The organism is Mucilaginibacter gossypii, from assembly GCF_017569325.2.
Lineage (GTDB): Bacteria > Bacteroidota > Bacteroidia > Sphingobacteriales > Sphingobacteriaceae > Mucilaginibacter > Mucilaginibacter gossypii.
Map to the genome: position 1 here is coordinate 6,754,186 of NZ_CP071878.2, position 23,683 is coordinate 6,777,868.

22 protein-coding genes are annotated in these 23,683 nt (G+C 41.8%); 17 read left to right on the forward strand and 5 right to left on the reverse strand.

Annotation, left to right across the window (positions count from 1 at the left end; genetic code table 11):
• The first annotated feature begins 237 nt into the window (after window positions 1-237).
• From porK to J3L18_RS29080, 5 genes are all read left to right on the forward strand, one after another.
• Complete coding sequence (gene porK, locus J3L18_RS29060; protein WP_129568133.1) at window positions 238-1,554, forward strand: T9SS ring complex lipoprotein PorK/GldK; 1,317 nt, start codon at window positions 238-240, stop codon at window positions 1,552-1,554.
• Window positions 1,555-1,616: 62 nt separating this feature from the next.
• On the forward strand, window positions 1,617-2,417 hold the full coding sequence (gene porL, locus J3L18_RS29065; protein WP_091171858.1) for a type IX secretion system motor protein PorL/GldL: 801 nt from the start codon (window positions 1,617-1,619) through the stop codon (window positions 2,415-2,417).
• Window positions 2,418-2,461: 44 nt separating this feature from the next.
• Entirely contained in the window at window positions 2,462-3,982 is a 1,521-nt protein-coding gene (porM, locus tag J3L18_RS29070; protein WP_091171860.1) for a type IX secretion system motor protein PorM/GldM, read from the forward strand.
• A gap of 6 nt (window positions 3,983-3,988) precedes the next feature.
• Window positions 3,989-4,966, forward strand: coding sequence for a type IX secretion system ring subunit PorN/GldN (gene porN / locus J3L18_RS29075; protein WP_129568134.1), 978 nt, complete (start codon window positions 3,989-3,991; stop codon window positions 4,964-4,966).
• A gap of 357 nt (window positions 4,967-5,323) precedes the next feature.
• Complete coding sequence (locus J3L18_RS29080) at window positions 5,324-5,719, forward strand: hypothetical protein (RefSeq protein WP_129568135.1); 396 nt, start codon at window positions 5,324-5,326, stop codon at window positions 5,717-5,719.
• A gap of 83 nt (window positions 5,720-5,802) precedes the next feature.
• On the opposite strand, the gene uvrC is transcribed toward J3L18_RS29080, so the two are convergent.
• From uvrC to porW, 4 genes are all read right to left on the reverse strand, one after another.
• Window positions 5,803-7,623: an excinuclease ABC subunit UvrC gene (uvrC, locus tag J3L18_RS29085; RefSeq protein WP_129568136.1), complete on the reverse strand. Its 1,821-nt coding sequence runs from the start codon at window positions 7,621-7,623 to the stop codon at window positions 5,803-5,805.
• Between the two features lie 69 nt (window positions 7,624-7,692).
• Entirely contained in the window at window positions 7,693-8,076 is a 384-nt protein-coding gene (locus J3L18_RS29090; protein ID WP_129568137.1) for a four helix bundle protein, read from the reverse strand.
• 35 nt (window positions 8,077-8,111) lie between these two features.
• Complete coding sequence (locus J3L18_RS29095) at window positions 8,112-10,376, reverse strand: transglycosylase domain-containing protein (RefSeq protein ID WP_176844528.1); 2,265 nt, start codon at window positions 10,374-10,376, stop codon at window positions 8,112-8,114.
• Window positions 10,377-10,379: 3 nt separating this feature from the next.
• Window positions 10,380-13,346, reverse strand: a complete 2,967-nt coding sequence (gene porW / locus J3L18_RS29100) for a type IX secretion system periplasmic lipoprotein PorW/SprE (protein ID WP_129568138.1) — start codon at window positions 13,344-13,346, stop codon at window positions 10,380-10,382.
• A 70-nt stretch (window positions 13,347-13,416) separates the two neighbouring features.
• On the opposite strand from porW, the gene J3L18_RS29105 reads away from it, so the two are divergent.
• The 12 genes from J3L18_RS29105 to J3L18_RS29160 all read left to right on the forward strand — a co-directional run bounded on the left by J3L18_RS29105 (window position 13,417) and on the right by J3L18_RS29160 (window position 22,439).
• Window positions 13,417-13,647, forward strand: a complete 231-nt coding sequence (locus J3L18_RS29105) for an AtpZ/AtpI family protein (RefSeq protein WP_129568139.1) — start codon at window positions 13,417-13,419, stop codon at window positions 13,645-13,647.
• On the forward strand, window positions 13,644-14,030 hold the full coding sequence (locus J3L18_RS29110) for a hypothetical protein (protein WP_129568140.1): 387 nt from the start codon (window positions 13,644-13,646) through the stop codon (window positions 14,028-14,030). The genes J3L18_RS29105 and J3L18_RS29110 overlap by 4 nt, the downstream gene beginning before the upstream one ends.
• Before the next feature lie 32 nt (window positions 14,031-14,062).
• Window positions 14,063-15,127 (forward strand): F0F1 ATP synthase subunit A, encoded by a 1,065-nt coding sequence (atpB, locus tag J3L18_RS29115; protein WP_223266097.1) that lies wholly within the window; start codon window positions 14,063-14,065, stop codon window positions 15,125-15,127.
• Window positions 15,128-15,174: 47 nt separating this feature from the next.
• Complete coding sequence (atpE, locus tag J3L18_RS29120) at window positions 15,175-15,384, forward strand: ATP synthase F0 subunit C (protein WP_110585792.1); 210 nt, start codon at window positions 15,175-15,177, stop codon at window positions 15,382-15,384.
• 113 nt (window positions 15,385-15,497) lie between these two features.
• The gene (gene atpF / locus J3L18_RS29125; protein ID WP_129568142.1) at window positions 15,498-15,989 is read left to right on the forward strand and encodes a F0F1 ATP synthase subunit B; all 492 of its coding nucleotides are present in this window, start codon (window positions 15,498-15,500) and stop codon (window positions 15,987-15,989) included.
• A gap of 118 nt (window positions 15,990-16,107) precedes the next feature.
• Window positions 16,108-16,650: an ATP synthase F1 subunit delta gene (gene atpH / locus J3L18_RS29130; protein ID WP_090530328.1), complete on the forward strand. Its 543-nt coding sequence runs from the start codon at window positions 16,108-16,110 to the stop codon at window positions 16,648-16,650.
• 42 nt (window positions 16,651-16,692) lie between these two features.
• Complete coding sequence (atpA, locus tag J3L18_RS29135) at window positions 16,693-18,267, forward strand: F0F1 ATP synthase subunit alpha (protein WP_091171886.1); 1,575 nt, start codon at window positions 16,693-16,695, stop codon at window positions 18,265-18,267.
• Window positions 18,268-18,413: 146 nt separating this feature from the next.
• Complete coding sequence (gene atpG / locus J3L18_RS29140) at window positions 18,414-19,301, forward strand: ATP synthase F1 subunit gamma (protein WP_091171888.1); 888 nt, start codon at window positions 18,414-18,416, stop codon at window positions 19,299-19,301.
• Between the two features lie 302 nt (window positions 19,302-19,603).
• A complete protein-coding gene (locus tag J3L18_RS29145; RefSeq protein WP_129568143.1) occupies window positions 19,604-20,218 on the forward strand; it encodes a tetratricopeptide repeat protein in 615 nt (204 codons plus the stop codon).
• 543 nt (window positions 20,219-20,761) lie between these two features.
• Entirely contained in the window at window positions 20,762-21,145 is a 384-nt protein-coding gene (locus J3L18_RS29150; protein WP_129568144.1) for a hypothetical protein, read from the forward strand.
• Window positions 21,146-21,286: 141 nt separating this feature from the next.
• On the forward strand, window positions 21,287-22,180 hold the full coding sequence (locus J3L18_RS29155; protein WP_129568145.1) for a DUF4349 domain-containing protein: 894 nt from the start codon (window positions 21,287-21,289) through the stop codon (window positions 22,178-22,180).
• Between the two features lie 61 nt (window positions 22,181-22,241).
• Window positions 22,242-22,439: a hypothetical protein gene (locus J3L18_RS29160; protein WP_090530314.1), complete on the forward strand. Its 198-nt coding sequence runs from the start codon at window positions 22,242-22,244 to the stop codon at window positions 22,437-22,439.
• Window positions 22,440-22,506: 67 nt separating this feature from the next.
• Here the strand turns inward: J3L18_RS29160 and gldB are convergent, their stop codons facing one another.
• Window positions 22,507-23,544: a gliding motility lipoprotein GldB gene (gene gldB, locus J3L18_RS29165; RefSeq protein ID WP_129568146.1), complete on the reverse strand. Its 1,038-nt coding sequence runs from the start codon at window positions 23,542-23,544 to the stop codon at window positions 22,507-22,509.
• Between the last annotated feature and the right edge of the window lie 139 nt (window positions 23,545-23,683).

Below are 23,683 nucleotides of genomic sequence, written 5' to 3' on the forward strand. Positions count from 1 at the left end.
AACCAGGCTGCAACTTTTTACCATATTTACCCGTATAACCGCTAACTAATTGTCATGTTAACAATTGGTTAGCGGTTTGTTAATTATATAGCGTTTTGTGTGGCATTGAGAAGATAAGTGCACAGTTTATCGGTTCAAGAAGCCAAATTATCGTTTTTTATAGCTTACATTGAGTAAAATGTAATATATTCGGACGTTGCATTGTGTTATAGTTATATAACTGATTTTGATTGTAAAATGAAGCAGATCTACTTTTTAATAATTGTTTTAGCAGGTGGTGTATTAAGTGGTTGTGGCCGCGGAGGCGGTGACCGGGGGGAAGTTGTGGGAGTTCCTGCAAGATCATTCAGGGCTGAGGTGCCTTACGGAATGGTTTATATTCCGGGTGGTAGTTTCCTTATGGGGCAAACTGATCAGGATGTAACCTTTGCCCAGATAGCCCAAACTAAACAGGTTACTGTTTCTCCGTTTTTTATGGATCAAACCGAAACCAGCAACAGTCAGTACAAAATGTTTGTAAACTGGGTGCGCGATTCAATAGCCATTACCAATTATATCAACGATAATAAGTATTTCATTCAGCCCAAAGGTGGCGCCGGTAATAATAATGGCGGTAAAAAATTCATCAACTGGGAGTTTGTAAAGAAAAACCCTATCTGGAGCAGTAAAGGCAACCAGGCAAACAATACTCAAAAACTGCAGGGTATGTATTACCAGGGTGATGACCGTGTGTTTGACCGTAATGAGGTTGACGTGCGCTTACTTAAATATAACTACGCTTTGTTTACCCTGCGCGATGCTGCAGATCATCATAACGATAAAACAAAACATCGTTCCGACTTCATTGTTCGTGATACCGTAGCGGTATACCCTGATACGCTTGTTTGGTTAAGCGATTTTTCATATGCCGCCAACGAGCCTATGGTTGAAAGTTATTTTTCACATCCTGCATTCCGTAATTACCCTGTTGTAGGGGTAACCTGGAGGCAGGCCAGAGCTTACAGTGTATGGCGTACACGCTATAATGACGCTTATAAAGATAAACGCCATTTACCGCACCGTGCACCTTACAGCTTACCTACGGAAGCCGAGTTTGAGTACGCGGCACGTGGCGGCAGGATAGGTACCGATTATCCATGGGGAGGGCCTTACATTAAAAATGCAAAAGGTTGTTTACTGGCTAACTTTAAGCCGGGGCGTGGTAATTATACCGATGACGGCGGCGCGTATACTGTGCCGGTACATTCATACTTCCCTAATGATTATGGTTTATACAATATGGCAGGTAACGTAGCTGAATGGACATTATCTGCTTTTGACGAATCAGCGTCAACATTTGTGCATGATCTTGCACCAACATTCAATTACGAAGCTAAGTCTACCGACCCCGAAATATTGAAGCGTAAAGTTGTACGCGGGGGCTCATGGAAAGATATTGGATACTTTCTTCAAAACTCAACCCGGACCTACGAATACCAGGACACTGCTAAATCATATATCGGTTTCCGCTGCGTCACCAAATATTTAGGGCGCGACATTACAGATAAACGCTAATCAAGAGTTAGTTAAACGCAAGCAAATCAAATTAAAAAATAAAAGTTTACTTCTGAATTATTATGGCTGGAAAGAAAAAACCTTACGGAATAGGCAACATCGTATCATGGGGTGCTACTGTGGTGATTATAGGGTTAATGTTTAAGATTTTGCATTGGCCCGGTGCCACTTACTGGATAGCAGGGGGACTTATAACTGAGGCTATACTGTTTTTTATATTAGGATTTCAGAGAGAAGACAAAGAAATTAACTGGGCACGTGTGTATCCCGAATTAAATGAAGACTTTCAGGGAGAGCTTCCGAAAGCCACTGTAAGGGGCGGTGGTAATACAAGCCCTTCAACAACTGCTGCGCTGGATAAAATGATGGAAGACGCAAAAATTGGCCCTGAGCTGGTGCGCAGCCTTGGTGATGGTTTACGTACATTTGGCGATAAGGTAGCCGCTATATCACGTGTTACCGATGCAGGGGAAGCTACTATAGCTTTCACAAGCAAAGTTAAAGAGGCTACTGCAAGTTATGAAAAACTAAGTGTGTCATTTGACAAGGCATCGGCCAATTTGACCGAAATGGCAAACTCCAATGTTGATTCAAAGGCATATCACGATCAGGTTAACCAATTGGCTAAAAACTTATCGGCACTTAATGCGGTTTACGAGCTGGAATTGCAAGATTCAAGCGCGCACTTAAAATCAATGAATAAATTTTACCAGAACCTTTCGCTTACCATGAACAACTTTAATGAATCAATGGATGATTCAAAACAGTTTAAGGAAGAGGTAGGGCGATTGGCTAAGAACCTGGCATCATTAAACGCAATTTATGGTAACATGCTCACAGCTATGAACCAGCCGCGTGTTTAATATAATTAATTAATTGATTGATTACCAGAAAAGATTTATAATAAATGGCCGGAGGTAAGGAAACCCCAAGACAGCGAATGATAGGTATACTATACCTGGTACTATTGGGCCTCATTGCCCTTAACGTACCGGATAGCCTGTTGGACGCGTTTAAGAATATTACGAATAGTTTGGATGCATCAACCAGGAATGTTAATACTGGTTTGCAAAACACATACAGCGCTTTTGAGGCTACAAAATTGAAAGAACAGGCTGAACGGGCGAAACCAATTTATGATAAGGCTAAACAGGCAAGTGCTATAGCTGCAGAATTAAATACCTACGTTGAACAGCTGAAAGCAAAGCTGATTCAGGAAGGCGGCGGCATTAACCCGGAGATTGATGACGTTGACGCACGGGATAACCTGGATATATCGCCCCGTATCATGATCAATCAAAAAAATGGGGAGAAACTGAAAGCTAAAATTGATGAAACCCGCCAAAGGTTAATGGTAGCTTTAGGTAAGGACAGTGTAGGCGTACAGTTTTCACTAAATACCGTAGCGCCTAAACCGCATGGGGATGTTAGAAAATCATGGCAGGAAGCTAACTTTGGCGATGGCATACCTTTAGGCGCGGCCCTCACTACTTTAGCCAAAATTGAAGCTGATAGCAAAAACGCCGAAAACGAAGTAGTTAAGAAATTATTAGGTAAAATTGACCAGGCTCAGGTTACGCTCGATAAGTTTAGCGCAGTAGTGGTAGCTCCAAGCAGCTATGTGATAGCCGGACAGCCATATACTGCCCAGATCTTTTTGACAGCATACGATTCAAAATCAAACCCTGATATTACTGTTAACGGTAGCAGGGTATCTGTTACAGACGGTAAGGGTAATTATACCATTACCGCGAGCGGCGAAGGAAAACATACCGTAGAAGGTTTTATCACGGTTAAAAACAATACAACCGGTAAAAATGATTCTTATCCTTTCAAGCAGGAATATACGGTTGCAAGGCCTTCGGCAGTTATTTCTCCTGATAAAATGAACGTACTTTATATTGGTGTTCCTAACCCGATATCGGTATCTGCACCTGGTGTAGCAGCAAGCGACTTAAATGTGCATTTTAGCGGCGCCGGTTCGCTTAGCGGTTCGGGCGGGCATTATACAGCTACGGTAAGCAGTATAGGCAGAGCTACGATTTCTGTTAGCGGTGCAAAAGGAGCGGTATTAGGTTCAACGGAGTTCCGTATCAAAAGGATCCCTGACCCTAAGCCACAGTTTGCAGGTAAAAGTGGTGGTAACACCAGTTCGGCCAATATCAGGGCACAAGACAGGCTTTTTGCCCAGCTGGATAACTTTGACTTTGATGCTAAATTTAACGTAACGCACTTTACTATGCTGGTTGTAAAACCGCGCCAGGATGCCATTATTTTATCAGGCTCGGGTGGTGAATTAACCGGCGCTATGCATAGTGCTTTGAATACGGTTACACCAGGAACTACTGTTATATTTAAGGATATCGTTGCGGTAGGCCCTGACCATTCACCGAGGTCACTTGACCCTATTGTATTATCCGCAAATTAAACGCGTATGAAAAAGAGAATTTTAGTTGTTATCCTGTGCCTGGCTTGTGTAAGCGCTTATGCGCAAAAAAAACGCACCAAGAGGCCGCCGGCAAAAAAGGCAACTACCGCCAGGCAAACAACTCAGAAACCTGTACAGGTTCAGCCGGATAATGTTACCAGCCAGCAACCCCTTGATACTGCAAGTAAAATTGCTGCAAAACCTTTTGACAGGCCGCTTGACGGCTATTACAAAAAGAACAATATTTTAAACGCCAAGGTTACACCGTATCCTAACTTGCGTGAAAATGATGTAGCATTTGCCAAACGCGTTTGGCGCGAAATTGATGTACGCGAAAAGATGAACCAGTACCTGGCTTCACCCAAAGGCCGTTTAATTGATGTATTGCTTGACGCCGTAGCCAAAGGCGAGCTTACCGCGTACGACCCAACTCCGGGAAAAAAGGATGATCCCAATGGCGATGGTTTTACTACTCCTTTAACAGGTGCACAGGCCCGTGGCCGTTTAGCATCTGACAGCAGTGTGGTTGAAAAGCGCGATAAGGATAATAACGTTATATCATCCACGCTTGTTGCAGGTGAGTTTAATCCTGATAGCGTACTTAAATTCCGCATTAAGGAAGATTGGATCTTTGATAAACAGCGCTCTGTATTTGAGCCCCGGATTATCGGTATTGCTCCCTTGGTTAAACCTAAAGGTACAGGTACACTTGACATTGATTTTCAGCCTGCTTTTTGGATTTATTTCCCTGAAGCGCGCGCGGTACTTGCAACCAAAGAAGTGGTTAGCCGTAACAGTGATGCCACAGGCTTGAGCTTTGACGACGTGTTTATAAAACGCATCTTTACCAGTTATATCGTTAAAGAAAGTAACGACAAAGATGAGCGTATAAAAGATTATGCTCAGGGCATTGATAAGCTTTACGAATCAGAAAGGGTTAAGAAGTCCCTTCTTGACTGGGAGCTTAATCTTTGGCAGTACTAATACATTAAGATTAAACAAGATTTTACAAAACAGGCGATGAATTTTCATCGCCTGTTTTGTTTTTATGATTCTGATAAGACAAGTATGAATTATTAATTCATAATCCCGCTTTATGTGCAGTTTTCACTCTTCCCCTGACCAATAACTCAAAGCCTTCGACTAACTCCTCAAAAAATCCGACCAACTCCCGAAGGTGGTGTAAATGGTGCTATTTTAGCGTTTGCCGAGTCCTTTCGGGGCTTTGTCTATTTATATCAGCAGCTGGTATAACACTTTTTAGCGATTAAAATATATGTTGTTCATTTGATCATTGAAAACAACAACACAACATATTTAAAACATTAAAACCTTACGATCATGAAAACCTCAATAAAATTATCAGCCTTATTTGTATTATTAACCGCAGGAGTATTTGCTACTACAACAGCCAAAGCCTTTGTTGATCCTAACGATGTTACCCCTAAAGCAAAAGAAGTTGTAAGCTTTAAAGCCCTTGATCATGATCGCGGTTTGACAGTGAACTTTGCAAAATCTGAAAGCGGGAAATCAATGGTGAAAGTTTACAACAAGGACAATGAACTTTTGTTGAAAGACATTGTGCCGAGCAAAACTGATGTAAGCAAAGGTTATGTGTTAACCGGTTTGGCAGATGGTGAATACACCATGGAAATCTACACCAATAACCAGGTTGTTAAAAAATCAATCCATGTTTACCAGGATGGCGACCAAAAATCATTTTATATAGCTCAGTAATAAAAATCACAAACATCAATATATAAAGAAGGCCTGGTTGATTGAACCAGGCCTTTGTTGTTTTAGGTGTAGTAATCCGGGAGCTATCCTTGCTCAATTTCTGCTCCTGTATTAAAATAAGCCAATATGGCTTTGGCTTGTTTAAGATTTACTACTTCGAGCAGCATTTCCTCATTAGCTTCGCGGATCTTCTTTACCGATTTAAAGTATTTAAGCAGCTTTTCGGCTGTAGTTTTGCCTATGCCCTCTATCAACTCAAGTTCTGTTGCCAATGTGCCCTTATCGCGCTTTTTGCGGTGAAAAGTGATCCCAAAACGGTGTGCTTCATCGCGCAGGTGCTGGATTACTTTAAGTGTTTCCGATTTTTTGTCGAGATACATGGGGTACTGATCGTTAGGGTAATAAAGCTCCTCCAGGCGTTTGGCAATGCCTATTACTGTTACTTTTTTATCTATGCCTAATAATTTGAGGCTATGCATTGCCGAGGATAATTGCCCCTTGCCACCGTCAATCACTATCAGTTGCGGTAGTTCTGTTCCTTCATCCAGCATCCGGCGGTAACGGCGGTGTACGGCTTCTTCCATAGTGGCAAAGTCGTTAGGTCCCTCAACGGTTTTAACATTGAAGTGGCGGTAATCTTTTTTAGAGGGCTTTCCATCTTTAAATACCACAATGGCCGATACCGGGTACTTGCCCTGAAAGTTGGAGTTATCAAAGCATTCAATATGGCGCGGAAGTTGGTTCATGCGCAGGTCTTTCATCATTTGCGTAAGCAACCGTTCGGTGCGGATCTCGGGGTTCAGTTTCTCGTACTGGTCAATCTTTTCCTTTTTAAAGAACTGTACATTCTTTTGCGAAAGGTCAAGCAATTTGCGTTTTTCGCCCAGTTTAGGTACGGTGAATTTAATGTTAGGATGATCCTCAAGATCGATATCAAACGGTACGATGATTTCCTTGCTGTCGCTGCTGTAACGGCTCCTGAACTCGGATATGGCCAGCGTAAGCAATTCCTCGTCGCTTTCGTCAAGGCGTTTTTTTAGTTCGATGGTTTGCGTTTGGATGATAGTGCCGTTCATCACTTTCAGGAAGTTTACAAATGCCAGCTTCTCTTCAGATGCGATGCTGAACACATCAACATCAGTAATCGAAGAGTTAACAACAGTTGATTTACTTTGGTAATTTTCCAGCAATTCAAACTTGCGTTTAAGCCGGTGCGCCAGCTCAAAATTCATTTCCATGGCCGCTGCTTCCATCTCATTTTTTAAGCGGCGAAGAACTGCACCTATCTTGCCATTGAGGATATCCTTGATTTCCTCAATGCTGTTATCGTAGTCTTCTTCTGTTTGGTAGTTTTGGCAGGGGCCTTTGCAGTTGCCCAACTGGTACTCCAAACAAACTTTAAACTTTCCTTTGTCGATATTTTCGCGGGTGAGCTGTAAGTTACAGGTACGTAAAGGGTAAGTTTCCTTGATAAGTCCCAAAATATTATGCATCATGCTCACCGATGCATAGGGCCCAAGATATTTAGAGCCGTCTTTTATTATACGGCGGGTCCAGAAGATGCGTGGGTAGTTTTCGTTCTTAATGATGATCCATGGATAGGTTTTATCATCCTTCAGCATAACGTTGTAGCGCGGCTGATGCTTTTTGATCATGCTGTTTTCCAACAGCCAGGCATCAACCTCGGTGTCAACGATAGTAAAAGTTATAGCACGGATTTTGGATACCAGTACCCGTGTTTTGGCATTGATATGGATATCCTGGTTAAAATACGAGCCAACACGGTTGCGCAAGTCCTTGGCCTTACCAATATATATCAGTTCCTGCTCACTATCCCAGTATTGGTAAACCCCGGGTTTGTGAGGAATGTTTTTTAAAGCTGCCCTGTAATCGAATTGGTTCATTAGTTCAATGGTTCATTAGTTCATTGGTCTGCTTGGCGGTTGTTTTACCAATGAAACATAGCTTATTGTTTATTGGTCTCCTTTATTGCCCTCGCGTTTGCCAATAAACTTTAGGTATGAATTTAATTTGATATGGATGACCTGTAATTTTTCAAACAGATCATTGAATTGCTCATCAGTTATCAGGTTTCTTTTCTTTGATTTCTGAAGCCAGCCTTTGGTTTCCAAAATTGAACCCCGACTAAAATAACAGAAATTGCGGTTTTCCTTGTAATGGTATCTTCCATAGCCTTCTGCAATATTCGCGCTAATTGAATCGGCAGAACGTACCATTTGTTTACCAGCAGTATCCTTGGTAAAATAGTCCCACTCACTTACGATAAACCAAATTTCATCGCTGAAAGTATCAGCCAATCTGTATGCCTCTAAATCTTCGCGCGAGTGATGGCTCATGCTATTAAACTATTTACCAATGAACTAATGAACTATCAGAATCCCAATTTCTTATCTACCTCAGTAGTTCCCTGCTGTTGCTGGTTATAGGCCCCGCAATCCAATATGATGCTAACTCCATTTGCTGGGGCATCAAAATCAACATTCTTTTTGATGCCTAAAGCTGCATTGGCATATACCTTTTTCATGTACAGCGCAAATATCGGCAGGGCACTGTTGGCACCTTCGCCCAAACGGGTGCTCTGGAAGGCAATGTCACGATCTTCGCAACCTGTCCATAAGCCGGTGACCAACTGCGGAGTTATACCTATAAACCAACCGTCGGAGTTATTTTGAGTTGTACCGGTTTTACCACCGATAGGGTTGCGTAAACCATATTTATAGGTTAATCTTGAACCGGTACCATCTTCAATAACTCCTTTAAGCATATAGGTCATCACATAAGCCGTTTGCGGGTTCATGGCTTGCACCACGCGCGGAGTATGGGTGTACAACACGTTGCCGTTTTTATCTTCAATGCGTAAAATATAAGTAGGCTCTGTCCACAGGCCGTGGTTGGCGAAAGCGGAGTAAGCGGCCGTCATCTCAAAAACAGAGGCATCAAACGTACCCAGGCAAATTGAAGGATAAGGCGGAACATTGGTTGTAATACCCATTTTTTTGATCAGATCAACAACAGGTTCTGGTTTAACCTCGCCCATAACGTGGGCCGTAACCCAGTTTTGTGAGTGTGCTAATGCCTGCCTTAAAGTAATAAAGCCCGGCAAAGTTTCGGATGGCGACGAGCGCGGGCACCACGGCGCGCCATAACCACGGATAGTATCAGGCACGTTATTGATTTTCATACATGGAGAGTAGCCGTTGTCGATAGCCACAGCATAAGTAAATGGTTTGGCTGTTGAACCTACCTGGCGGGTGCCATTCTTTACCTGGTCGTATTTAAAATGTTCAAAGTTGGTGCCGCCAACCCATGCCTTAACATAGCCGGTTGTGGGGTCCATACTCATGAGAGCATTACGCAAAAGCATTTTACAGTAGATAATACTGTCAATTGGCCTCATCATGGTATCGATATTGCCGTGCCAGGTAAACAGGTTAAGCATGGTTTTGGTCTTGAAGTTTTCTTCAATCTCCTCGTCAGATTTTTCCTGTTGTTTAAGTTGTTTGTACCTGTCAGATTTTTGCATGCCCTGGTCAAGCAAAAATTTGAAGTTGTGGATGCTTTTGTAAAGGTTACGGCCGCGCCAGTGGTCATTGAACTGTGCCTGCAAATCTTTCATATAATCACGCTGCGCATCCTCCGCATATTGCTGCATGGTGGCATCAATGGTGGTATATATTTTTAAGCCGTCGCGGTCAAGATCGTAAGGGGTGCCATCAGGGCGGTTAATATTCTGTTCTTTAAAGATCTTTTGAAGCTCTTTCTTCAATACCGAACGGAAGTATGGAGCCAGTCCGTCAAAATGATTGTTTTGGTGAAAATCAAGGCCAAGTGGCTTGCGTTTATATTCTTCAACCTGGCCTTCACTCAGGTAATTTTGTTCGGCCATACGGTTTAGTACCAGGTTGCGCCTTTTAAGTGCATTATCCGGGTGACGGATAGGCGAATAAATGCCCGGGCCGTTAACCATGCCTATTAACAGGGCAGCCTGATCGGGTGTTAGTTTATCTGGCGTAGTGTTAAAATAAGTGCGCGCGGCCGATTTGATGCCATAAGTGTTATAAGCACCAAAGTCGACCGTGTTGAGGTACATGGTGAGGATCTCTTCTTTGGTGTAATGACGTTCAAGCTTAACAGCTGTAACCCACTCCTGTAGTTTTTGAATGATCCGCTTAAATGGATTGGCAGATCGTTCTGAAAAAAGGTTAAGCGCCAGCTGTTGTGTTATGGTACTGCCACCCTGCTTTTGCCCAATAAGCAAATGCGCGAAAATGGTAAAACTTCGGCCAAAATCAATACCTGAATGGTCATAAAAGCGTTTATCTTCGGTAGCAACCAAAGCGTTAATTACGTTTGGTGACAGTTCGCGGTAAGTAACGTTGGAACGGTTTTGAATATAGTAAGTCCCCAATACCTGTTTGTCGGACGAGATGATCTCTGTAGCCTGGTTGCTCTTGGGGTTTTCCAGGTCGCGGAACGAAGGCAGCTGACCAAACACATCAAAAATAGTGAGTGTTATCATCATAACAACAAAAGCAAAAAGGCCAAGCACAATTCGCCATATGTACCAGTTGTATCTTCTTATATCTGCAGGCTGGAGTTGATTTTTCGAGTTAAACCTTGTGTTAGTGGTTCTCATTTTCTAATAAAATTTCTGATAGTAGTCAAAATAACTATCCAATATACTTTGGGTTGCTAATTTATCCAGATTTTCTTTGGTAATGATAAAAATGCTGTATTTATCCTTTGGAACCTTCATAATATCGGGTAGCAGAGGTACAATGGTACGTGCATAATCTTTAGCATCGGCAAGGCTGTAAAAACGGCCAACGTATATCAGCTGGTTATTTTCGCCAACGCTTTTAACGTGGTGGATTACTTCGCTGCGGGTGTATCGTGTACGGTTAAACTGCCCTACTCCAAAACGTGTAGAAGCCAGATTAGTTGTACCACTGGATACATTTATCACAAAGTAATAGTTGCTGCTGTCGCGCTTGCTGAATATGTAGTTTACCGCTGGTGTATTGTTAATGGCGGCCGGGTGAACCGTAGCCACAATATCTTTTTGTTTAGGTGCCTGCTGCGTGGCTATATCCCTTGAAGTATCCGGCATTTGGTGTTGCGGTAAAGGGATCTGGCCTACGGCAAGTTGTTTTGGTTGTTGAATTGCAGCCTGCTGAATTTGTGGTGCCGATGTTTTAGCCCCGGCTATTATATGCGTGTCCCGTTCGGGCAGGCGCTCCTGGGGAGTTACATTTTGTGCCGATGGGGTATATGGCGGACGGTATTCTGTTTGTTTTTGATATGCTACCGGTGGGGTAAAAGGGATCTCGTTAGGATCATCATTAAATAATACCACCGGACGCGCAGCTATTTCGACCTTGTTCGAATCGATATAGGCCAGGTGTTGGTTTACCAGTGGGGCGATGAGCTTATCCTGCGGATATTTTGCGGCGATTAACTGCAGATCGGCCTGAAATGGCGGCAACTTTTCCATATGCCCGGCAGCAATAGCTTTCAGATAGTATAACTGCGCTGCATACCGATTGTCAGGATATTTGTTAAGCAAATCATTTGCTTTCTCAATCACTTTTGCGTATTGCTTTTGAGCATACTGATTGTACACTTCGTTATAAAAGCCGTTAAATACAGCATCTACATCTGCCAGCTTGCGTGCATAATCCGGATCGAGAATTACTTTAGCAAATACACTTTCCGGATACTCTTTAAGCAGCCTGTTTTTGTAATCGTTTGACTTTGCAGCGTCTATATCGGCATAAAGCCTGTACAGGTTATAATAAACTGAAGGCTTATCGTTGCTTTGAGGGAAACGCGCAAGCAGGGTTTCGTAAGTGGCAATAGCTTCCTTTTTATCTTCCAATACATCGCGATAAAAATTAGCCATTTCAAAATAGGCGTTATAAACCCTGAAATTTGATTGCTGCAGTAGGGCGGGAGTCAGAGGCAGGTTTTTAACCAGGTCCTGTCTAAAAGTGCCTGCCGATACATTGGCAGTATTATAAGCTGCGCTGCCAACAGGCGCATCCGGATCATTAACCTGTGAGCCAATGCCGGTATTGGCTGTAGGAATACCAGTATTTGAACGCCTGCTGCGGCGCCAGTTATCCTCCAGCTTACGGTTGCCCCATAAACGCTTAAAGTCGTTATAACCCTGGTTTATGGCGCTGTTATTGTAAAAGTAAAACGTACTGCCGCTGTTTTTATTTGAGGAAGATGAATTACTGTTCCTGTCGAGCGTATTTGACATAGTGCCGTTATTGACATTGGCAGCGGCACCGGTGGCTTCCAAAGCGGCTTGTTGCTGCTGGCGTGTTTTGCGGGCTACCATTTCATCTATATGGGCATCACGGGCTTTTTCATCCAAAGCGGCAAGCATTTGCAGGGTATCTTCGCGCGAGATGGTTTCAAGCAGGCGGGTAAGGATCTGCAGGTTATCGGCCTTTTTGCGGATGAGCTGATAACCGGGATAATTTGTCGACAAGTTATTGAGCGTACTGTCATAATAAAGCCTGGCGTTTGCGTAATCGGCCTTGTTTTTAAAGTTGATATCGGCAATGCGCAGGTATGACAGCCCTTTTTGGTTTTGATTTTTGGTGCTAACCCGTACCGATTGCTTGTAACTTTTCAGCGCGTTGTCGATTTCGCCGGCTTTGAACTGTTGTTCACCAATCTGGTAATAGATCTGGTCGTAAAAATCGGCATTGTCTTCATTCTTAAGCAGGGCACGTAATAGGTCGATCTTACTGGCTTTAATACCGTTTTGATTGTCGCGGATGCGGATCCGGTTAAGGTTGGCATTAAATGCCATTTCAAAACTGGCGTTGCTTTTAACTATGCGGGTATAGCTTTCATAGGCATCGGCCGGCTTGAGGTTGAGTTCCTGTAATTGGCCCAGGATAAATATCCAGCGGAGTTTGAGATTGCTGATATAACTGTATTTAATGGCCAGTTTAGCCATCTCTTCGGCTTCGGCATAGTTTTGGGTTAAGATATCATATTGCAGCTTGGTGGCGTAAACATCGGCAGTAATATTTTTTTTAGGGTTGATATCCTGTATGGCCGAATCAATTACCAGTTTAGCTAAAGGTAACTGGTTAAGGTACATAAGCCCGCGGGCTTTCCATACCAAAGCCTCCTGTTTTAAATTAGCTTGTTTGCCAAATGAACGGGTTACATAATTACAATACTCAACAGCATCAAAATAATTAGCCTCCAGGTAGCGGGATTTGCCCAGGACCAGGTAAGCATCACCTAAATAATGGCTTTGCTCCTTAATACTGATGATCTTGTTGGCTTTTACAATGGCTTCTTCCAGGTCCTTATCAGGCGTACCTGTTTGTGCGGTGGTATCGGGGTAAACATTTAATAGTTCACTATAGGCATCGGGAAAAGATGCTGCATAGCTTTCCTGCTTGAGCCTTAAAATTTCGTTAGCATTAAATAATATGTTGTAGTGGGCTGTGAGGTTTTGCATGGTGCGGTTAAACCCGCTTTGTTTTTCAAGCGAACAACCTGCCGCTACCAGTATAACTGCAAACAGAAAAAAAAAGTGGGTGTTTGATTTATAGAATGATGATAATCGCCTCAATGCTATATGGTAGTTAAAAAAGCATTGCTAAAATACTAAAGATTATGCAATAGGTTTAATAAATTTGCGCATGCCCGAAAATGACGAAAATAACAAAGATGAGTTTGGGAAGCCTTTAAATGCTTATGCTAAATATAGCAGCATCGGTTTTCAGATGATAGTTGTTATCGGCATTTTTTCCTTTGCCGGCTATAAGATTGATGAAGCCGGTAAGCACGATGTAAAATGGGCTACAGCGGTACTGGCCCTTATTGGGGTGTTCATTGCTTTATATATCGTTATCCGATCTGTTAAAAATTGAAATTACTTATCACTACTTTATCGTTTCTACTGTTTGCCGTTATCATAGCAGTACCGCCGTTTTTGTTAAGCAGGTCTGCTCATGCCTCCTGGCTTGACCCTCACTTTTGGGTGATATTTGGTTTTGTAACCGGGCTCACATTTATTACCACTATTTCGATACTGATAGTAACCAAAATCAACAAGGAAATATATGCTCAAACCTTCCTTGGTGCTACCATGATCAAGCTTTTGACCTGTATGTTTTTTTGCCTGTTTTTTTTACTTAAAATCAAAGTAAACGGGGTGATATTTATTGCCAATTTTTTTTACGTATATTTCTTCAACCTCGTCTTTGAAATTTACGGCTTATTATGTACCTTGCGCAACCAAAAATTAAAGTAAAAAACTCTCTGCTAATGGATTTTAGGCCTGTTTTGAACTCAAAAAAAATCACCTTAGGTATCCTTTTAAGCGTTTTTTCGCTGTTTGTAACGGTAAAAGTACAGGCTGTACAAGAAAAAAACACTACTGAAGCTGCTGCTGAAAGCGGCGAAAAAGAAAAGTTTGACGCCAACGCTACCATCCTTGAACACATTGCCGATTCGCATTATTTCCACATTGGTGGAAAGATTGCTGTGCCACTTCCGGTGCTTCTTTATACCGATGGCGGACTGGAGTTTTTCATGGCTTCAAAATTTGGTCATGAAGGCGAAGAAGTATATCAGGGAAAGTATCATACTTATGCTTTGGTTAAAGACAAAGTAAAAGCTGTTGCTGCAGATGGTAAAACCGTTGACGAAAGCGCTAAAGTGTTCGACTTGTCGATCACCCGTAATGTTTGCTCGATGTGGTTATCGGTAGTTTTGCTGTTGCTCATCTTCTTTACCGTGGCCGGATCATACAAAAAACGTGTAGGTAAAGCGCCAAAAGGTTTGCAGTCATTATTGGAACCGCTTATTCTTTTCATTCGTGATGAGGTTGCGTTGCCTAATATCGGTTACAAGTATGCTAAGTTTATGCCGCTGCTGTTAACCATGTTCTTCTTTATCCTGATCAATAACCTGATAGGTATGGTGCCGTTTTTTCCGGGAGGTTCAAACCTTACAGGTAATATCGCGGTAACTATGGTGCTTGCAGTTATCACTCTTATAGTGGTTAACTTTAACGGTAACAAGTATTATTGGAAACACATATTTGCTCCTGATGTTCCGTTCTGGCTGTACCCAATCATGTGGGTAGTGGAGCTTGCTGGTATCATTTCGAAGCCTTTTGCGTTAATGGTGCGTTTGTTTGCTAACATTATGGCAGGCCACGTTATTGTTATTGCGCTGATTTCATTGATCTTCATCTTCGGTACAGTAGCTGTAGCGCCGGTGTCGATCGCCTTCGCGTTGTTTATCGACGTGTTAGAATTGCTGGTTGCTTTCCTGCAGGCTTTCATCTTTACAATGCTTACTGCATTGTTTATTGGCAGCGCTGTTGAGGAGCATCATCATTAATAATTTGTAATTAATAATAACACTATATTCATTTAAATTTAAAAACAATGGTTGGAAGTATTGCTGCATTAGGTGCAGGTTTAGCAGTTATCGGTGCAGGTATTGGTATCGGTCAAATCGGTGGTAAAGCGATGGAAGGTATCTCTCGTCAGCCGGAAGCTGCTTCAAAAATTCAAACTGCCATGATCATCGCTGCCGCACTTGTTGAAGGTGTTGCTCTTTTCGGTGTGATTGTTGCACTTTTGGGTAACAAATAATTTTACCCTTAAAAAATAAAAACCGGGCCGTGTAACGGTTGGTTACACACCGGTTTTTACTTGAATGAATAGTATTAATTAGAACTATAGTATAACGTTATCATATAAAATAAATGGAGTTAGTATTACCTGATTGGGGTTTGGTTATCTGGACAACGATCACATTTGTATTTTTGCTTATTTTATTAAGGGCTTTTGCCTGGAAACCGATCATGGCAGCCATTGGCGAGCGTGAACGTTCAATTGAAGATGCTTTATTAAAAGCAGAAGCTGCTAAAGAAGAAATGAGCCGTTTAACTAACGAGAACGAATTGTTAATTAAACAAGCCCGTGCAGAGCGCGACCTGATCCTGTCTGAAGCACGTAAAGCTAAAGATCAAATCGTATCTGATGCTAAAGAACTTGCACACAAAGAAGGTGCACGTATGATTGAGCTTGCCCGTGTTGAAATTAACAACCAAAAAGCAATTGCTTTAGCTGATGTTAAAAACCAGGTAGCTACTTTATCTTTGGAGATTGCCGAGAAGATCCTTCGTAAGCAATTTGAAGATCAGCAGCAACAAGACGAATTGGTAAGCCAGTTATTAAAAGAAGTGAAGTTATAAGATTTCGGATTTGGGGCGTAGGATTTCGGATTTAATCCGGTACTCGCTGATCTATTCAAAACCGAAATTCAAATTGAAAATTCCGAAATCGAAAATTCGAAATCCGAAATAAAAAAACATGTCAGAAATCACGGTAGCAACCAGGTACGCCAAATCGATCATTGATCTTGCACAGGAACAAGGAATTGTTGCAGAGGTCAAAGCCGATATGGATCTTTTCTTAAAAACCCTGAAGGGCAGCCCCGAACTGGTAGCAGTATTGGCTAATCCTATTATATCTCATTCAAAAAAGATCAAGATCCTTGACGAGATATTTTTAAATAAGGTTAGCAAAACTACTATCGCTTTCTTTAAGCTGATGGTTAACAAAGGGCGCGGCGAAGTATTATATTTTACCGCCGGCGAGTACATTAACCTGTACAATGTTAAAAACCATATCACCAAAGCTAAGGTAACATCAGCTACTGCGCTTTCTGAAGCTAATAAGAAAACATTGGTTGCCGAATTGCAACAATCAGTTGGCGGTACAGTAGTGCTGGAAACTAAAGTTGACCCGGCTTTGATAGGCGGTTTTGTGTTAACTATAGGTGACAGGCAGGTTGATACCAGTATTGCCGCAAGCCTTAGGAAAATGAAAAAGGAATTTGCTGTAAAGGCGTAATTAGTAAGTATTAAAAGTAAAACTCTAAATAAATTTTAAACAATGGTAGAGGTAAGACCAGACGAAGTATCAGCAATTTTGCGTCAGCAGTTGGCCGGCTTCAAGTCAGAATCTGAATTAGAAGAAGTGGGTACTGTACTCCAGGTGGGTGACGGTATCGCACGCGTTTATGGATTAACTAAAGTACAGTCGGGTGAGTTGGTTGAGTTTGGCACAGGATTGCAAGGCATCGTACTTAACCTTGAAGAAGATAACGTGGGTGTGGTATTGTTAGGTAAATCTGACGATATTAAAGAAGGTGATACCGTTAAACGTACCAACAGGATTGCATCAATCAACGTAGGCGAAGGCATGCTTGGCCGTGTTGTTGATACCTTGGGTGCCCCTATTGATGGTAAAGGCCCAATCACCGGTCAAACTTACGAGATGCCGCTTGAGCGTAAAGCTCCTGGTGTAATCTACCGTCAGCCGGTAACCGAGCCATTACAAACTGGTATCAAAGCTATCGACGCGATGATCCCTATCGGTCGTGGCCAGCGTGAGTTGGTTATCGGTGACCGTCAAACCGGTAAAACTGCGGTTTGTATCGATACCATCATCAACCAAAAAGAATTTTATGATGCAGGTAAACCTGTAATCTGTATATATGTAGCTTGCGGACAAAAAGCATCAACTGTTGCTAACATTGTTCGTACGCTTGAAGAGAACGGCGCTATGCCTTACTCTATCGTAGTTGCTGCTAACGCTTCAGACTCTGCTACCATGCAGTTCTTTGCTCCGTTTGCTGGTGCAGCTATCGGCGAGTACTTCCGTGATACAGGCCGTCCAGCTTTGATCATCTATGATGACTTGTCAAAACAAGCTGTTGCTTACCGTGAGGTGTCATTGTTGTTACGTCGTCCACCGGGCCGTGAGGCTTATCCGGGTGACGTATTTTACCTGCACAGCCGTTTATTAGAGCGTGCCGCTAAAATCAACTCAAATGATTCTATCGCGCAGCAAATGAACGACCTTCCTGAGTCTATTAAAGGCATCGTTAAAGGTGGTGGTTCATTAACAGCTCTTCCAATCATTGAAACACAAGCTGGTGACGTATCTGCATACATCCCAACCAACGTAATCTCTATCACCGACGGTCAGATCTTCCTTGAATCTAACTTGTTCAACGCAGGTGTTCGTCCGGCTATCAACGTAGGTATCTCTGTATCACGCGTAGGTGGTAACGCACAGATCAAATCAATGAAGAAAGTTGCCGGTACTTTGAAACTTGACCAGGCTCAGTTCCGTGAGCTTGAGGCATTCTCAAAATTCGGTTCTGACCTTGACGCTTCAACCAAAAACGTGTTAGATAAAGGTATCCGTAACGTAGAGATCCTGAAACAAGGTCAATACTCACCGGTGACTGTAGAAAAACAAGTTGCTATCATTTACTTAGGTACAAAAAACTTAATGCGTAACGTACCGGTAAATAAGGTAAGGGAATTCGAAACCGAATTTACCGATCAGTTAGAAGCTCGTCACCCAGAAGTTTTAGCTGCCCTTAAAGCAGGTAAATTTGACGACCAGCTTACCGGCGTACTGGAAACAGTAGCTAAAGAACTGTCAGCAAGGTATTAATTTTTAGATTTGAGATGTTAGATGTGAGATATGAGATTGGTCTCTTCCACATCTGACGTCTTTATATAAATTAGATAAACAGATTGAAAGTGCAGATGTGAGGCTATCTCAAATCTCATATCTCAAATCTCACATCTCAATAAAGAATGGCTAATTTAAAAGAAGTAAGAAACAGGATCAAATCTGTATCATCAACCCAGCAGATCACCAAGGCTATGAAAATGGTTTCGGCTGCTAAGTTGAAACGTGCTACCAACGCTATTATTCAGCTGCGCCCTTACGCAAGTAAGTTGAAGGACCTGCTGGCTAACTTATCTGCAAGTTTGGAGGATAACACTTCTCCTTATCTTCAGGAGCGTGAGCCGGTACGTGTATTGGTAGTTGTGGTATCATCAAACCGTGGTTTGGCCGGTGCTTTCAACGCTAACGTTATTAAAACAGCCAATAACCTTATTGCCGAAAAATATCCTAAACAGCTTTCTGCCGGTAACGTATCTATTGTTGCTATCGGTAAAAAAGCCCAGGAGTTTTACCAAAGGCGTAAGTACAACGTAATTGGTAATAACAACGACCTGTACTCGGATCTTAATTTCGAGAATGCTTCAAAAATTACCGAAGCGATTATGCAGGGCTTTGTTAACGGCGACTACGACCGTGTGGAACTGGTGTATAACCACTTCCGTAATGCCGCCGTACAATACCTGATTGCTGAACAGTTATTACCGGTGCCAAAGGCCGAGAAGAAAGAGGAAATAAAGGCAGCTAATGTTGATTACATCCTTGAGCCATCACAACAGGAAATTGTTGAGCAACTGATCCCTAAAAACATCAAGATCCAACTGTACCGTGCTGTATTGGATTCAAACGCTTCTGAACATGGTGCCCGTATGACAGCGATGGACAAAGCAACCGAAAACGCAGGTGAGCTTTTGAAATCATTAAAACTTTCATATAACCAAGCCCGTCAGGCAGCCATCACTACCGAGCTTACCGAGATCGTAAGTGGCGCGGCAGCCCTTTCAGGCGGTAACTAAGTTTAAGAGTACTTTTATATAGAAAAGGCTTTCCGAGAGGAGAGCCTTTTTTTTGAACCTTGATTTTTGGGATTGGAGGATTGTCTTGATTTTACATCTAATTTGTTAAATTGACAACTTACATTAGCTGCTATTGGTCGAAGTTTATCGTTAGCGTAACTTCGTCCTAAAATTAAGCAAGCACTCTGCTTGAACCGGAATAACTTGAATTGAGATAAATGCGTTTGTGTTTATATATTTAGGTTAATAAACCTGGCGAAGCTATCGTCATCAGCGGAGAGAAATCATTAACAGTAAATTAAATGAAAAATATAGCAGCAATCTTTTTTTTGTGCCTCTCCATTAGTTCTTGTGCACAGAGGGTTTCAAAAAATGAGAAACCGCCAAAAGAATGTGTCCGGTTAAATGATGAAGGGGTTAAATATTTAATGAAACCTTCATTGGGTGGAATGAACCAGGCAGATACTGCTATCACATTTTTTAAGGAGGCAATACATTGCGACAGCAATTATATAGTGGCCTTTGTAAATTTAGCGGGTGCTTATGAGAACAAACATGATTTTAAATCTGAAATGCTTGTGTATAATAAGCTATTATCATTAACTAACAACTATCCTGGATTTATAGTGCAAAAGGCGATATTATTTGAAAAGCTTGATGAAGTAGATTCTGCAAAAAAGAACTATACTATTGCCGCATTGGGATACAGCAAAAAGTTGTCGATGTCTCCAAACGATATTGATGCTATAAAAGGGCTGATTGATATAAAAGCGTTAACTGTTGGTAAAGATGAAGCGATTAGTGAATTAAATAAACAAATAAAAATACACCCTGATATTGCTGCAAAGCTAAACGACGAACGCTTTTTTTATGAAAGCTTCGACCGCAAGACAATGACAGGTCGTTCTGATTATTAGGTGCAACCTTTAATACGTTAAACTGGTGCCATACTTGTTGAAATTTAGCGATAGCGTAACTTCCTCCTAAAATAGTACAAGCATTCTGCTTGCGAAAAGAGTAACCTAAATCTATATTCGTATCAATGGGCTTAAAAAGAGCAGTATTAAATCTAAGTATTTTGACCTTTGCAATATCGTTAACGCAGGAATGTTATTGCACTTCCGATTCTTGTGGCAATTCGGCCATGGCATTGATTGTAGGGCCATTGGGGCTTTGTTTTGGAGGCGCATGTTTTAGCTGGTTGGCAAACCCTCTCTTATTCATCGCATGGTTTTCTTTCAGGAAGAAACCGTTAAACGCCGTTATTACTAGTGGGGTATCCGTAGCTTTAATGTTTTCATTTTTATTCTTTAAGCAGATTATCTCAGATGAGGGAGGGAATTACTCAGCAATAGTTAGTTATAAATTGGGATATTGGCTATGGCTACTAAGTGGGGAATAATGTTGGTTGGTAGTTCATCGATCTTTTATAAGTCGAGGGTTGACAACAATAGCACCGCATGAAAATTATATTAACGAATTGGATCAATCTCTTTGGAGTGTTTGCAGGCGTATTTGCTTTTTCAGTTATATCAACCTTAAGTGATGCCAACTCATCTGATAATATATTTCAGGCCATACTTGCTTCCTTATTTTTAGTTATTGGCTATGGACTTATGTTTTGGTTTTTGTTTATCATACTATTGGTTGTGTTAGATCTGCTACTAATAGTCCCGTATAAAAATTATCTTAAAATCTGGCTGGTCATAGAATGGCTGATCATTAGCAGTCCTTTTATTTACGGAGTGATTAAATATCATGAATTGATATTTGCAGTAGGCTTAGGCGCTTTTTTTATAACCCAGTTATTGCGGGAAAAATATATTTTGAGGAAGATACTTTAGTAAACTCATGCAAGTATAGACCATTTTGCTATCAGGTAATATCCCAAAACTCAATCAACGCAATCATAACAAAAATCAACGGTCAGGGTTACCTCTTGCTACTTCCCTGTATCAATGTATACCAAAGAAAATTAAACAGTTATGAAAACAAAGTTATTCCTGGCGTTGCTGGCGGGCGTGTTGCTGCTGGGCGCTTGTAAGGGCTCAAATTATGAAGCCATCCGCGATGACAAAGCTTCTTCATCGAGTGCGGATACGGTGGCTAAAATGACCGACACATCAAAGGTGGATATCCCGACAACCAAACTGGTAAAAACTGCCGACATGCGTTTTAAAGTAAAAAGTGTTCAGCAAACGGGCGATGCCATAGTGGTGCTTACCGCCAGCGACGGTGGCATGGTAGTGCATCATCAAATGCAGGCCTATGTAGAGCGATCAGAAGATATCCGTGTGAGTAATGATTCGGTTAAACGAGTATCGGCGCTAAGAACTGATGCCGACATGACGGTTAAACTTCCTTCAGAGAAGCTTGAAAGCTTTATGACGGAAGTGGCACACATGGGTATGTATGTTACGCTGCGCAAAATGGATATTGAAGACCGTACGCTTGACTATCTTTCCGAAAAATTAAAACTCAAAAACCGGCAGGACCTGGTAGATCAGCAAAAGAAAGGAAAAGTAGTTATCAAAAATCCGGTAAATGTGATGTTATTGAAGGACGATATGGTTGATCAGCAAATTGGCAATATGCGCACAGATGAAGCGGTAAAATACAGCATTGTTACCCTTAGCTTTTACCAAAGCAATTTTATAAATCAGGAAATGATAGCCAACGACGATCCTTCTGCCTATCAGTTGCCATTTTTTAACAGGCTGATGATAGCTTTGAGCAATGGCTGGCACTTGTTTGTTGAATTGCTGTTAGGCCTGGCAAACATTTGGGTATTTATAGTGCTGTCAGCAGCTTTATGGATGTTGTACCGCTATTATAGGCGTAAACACCCAACCTGGTTTGCCGGCGGCATAAAATCATAAAAACTTTGTCGCTTTTTCGGTAAACATTTCTATTTTTGCGCAAACATTAAAAATCGGTACCATGGAATCAATGGAAAATGCTAACGCAGAAGGTCATTACAAATTATTAACTGTAGCTATTGTTATCGGTATAGTAGGCGTGTTCCTGCGTTTTGCCGGCGATGCCAACACAGGCTTCATGTTTACTTCTATATCAAATATTATTTTGATCATTGGTATCCTGATCGCTTTGAAATGCGTTTTCGCAATTATGAAGTAATAAACCTGTAAAAGGGAAATGATATAAAAAAAGCGCCTTCATTTTGAAGACGCTTTTTTTGTGCCTTTTATTTGGGGTGATATCCCGATTCGTTCAGGAGTTTTTGGGCATCTTTATCAGCCATCAGCTGTGGTAGCGTTACATCAGGGTGCTTATCCATATATTTCCTTACTATCTGCCAGCCCGTCCACACAGCAAGTTTCGGTGCCGATTCATTCTTTTCGCCAAGGCCGGGAGTGAAGGGGGCTTCCGTAAGGTACTTCTGAATTTTTTGGTAATCGGTTTCGTATAACAGGTTCTGTTCTAAAAAGTATCCCCAAATCTTACTTTCAAATTCATGGCACCATTTCAATTGTTCGGTACTATAACGGATCTTGGTGCTATCGGCCACATCTGGCAGTATCTTGTCCATAAAGTACATGATCTTGCCGTTATAGATCATTTTATTAAGCAAGGCTTTATCATTGTCATCTTCCGGGAACATGTCCTCACGTGCTATGCCTTCAACCACTCGGGGCGTAATATTATCCGGGGTAAACCACCTGGAAAGATAATGCGGAAAAGCATTGGTAAGCGAAGGATAAAAACGCGAATCCGCACCCAGAAACAAATCTATCCCGACGCCGAAGTAGCCATCACCAATGGTAGTTTGTGCCTGGAAGCCAGAAATGTAGGCATATACCCGCGGGAGCGGTTTTTGAGGGTAATAATATTTAATGTATTTAAAGGCTTCGGTAAGGCTGGCGTTCTGCCGGTCCATATTAGGGAAGGCGGCATCGGCGTCGTGCTTGAGGTCGTTATAGGCTTTGCCCGCAAACACCTGGCGAAGGGCTTTAAAATAGGTGGTATCCTTAGTACTGCCAACCTGTAAAATGCGTTCAATAAAATCAGGGTAAAAACTGCCGTATTGTTTTTGCAGGTAGGAAGCTTGCAAGGCCATCGGCTTGTTGTGCATGGCATCAAAATCATGGTCGAACCGTTCAATTTTGACATTAACGTTGATATTGCTTACATCAATTTTTTTGTTGCGGGTACAGCTGCTTAATATCAGGCCGATGGAAAAAATTAAGTAAATTTGCTTTGCTATATACCGGGTAGGGTTCATCTTTATCCTTTAAGGCAAAAGTAAATTTATTTGCATTAATGTTGCTACTATTGTTAAGTCAATAGTCGGTAGTCCTAAATCGAAAGTCTTATTTTTTGACTTTATACTGAAGACTTGCGACTTAAGACTAAAATATACA